This window comes from Bacillus cereus group sp. BfR-BA-01382, from assembly GCF_022663475.1.
GTDB classification, from domain to species: Bacteria; Bacillota; Bacilli; order Bacillales; family Bacillaceae_G; genus Bacillus_A; species Bacillus_A thuringiensis_S.
In genome coordinates, this window is record NZ_JAKUFQ010000439.1 from 1 (window position 1) to 222 (window position 222).

A 222-nucleotide genomic window follows, 5' to 3' on the forward strand; every position below is an offset into this window, starting at 1 on the left:
CTGAACGAGCCGCTTCCGCTTTTAGTATATCCAGCTCCAGCGGCTAGAATGGTCGGTGGCTTCGCTTCTTCCGCCGAGGTAAAAAGCACCTCTTTGTCAGAAGCTCCATCCCCCTGCGATTCTGAACGAGCCGCTTCCGCTTTTAGTTATTAACGATTTGTAAAGATCTTATCGATTAAACCGTATTCTAAAGCTTTTTCTGCTGTCATGAAGTTGTCGCGG

The 222-nt window shown here is 47.7% G+C and carries 1 protein-coding gene; it reads right to left on the reverse strand.

Going from position 1 to position 222, the window contains the following annotated elements; all coding sequences use genetic code 11:
- Positions 1–149 precede the first annotated feature (149 nt).
- A partial coding sequence (locus tag MR160_RS34635; protein WP_229180738.1) for an ATP-dependent Clp protease proteolytic subunit occupies positions 150–222 on the reverse strand: 73 nt, incomplete at its 5' end.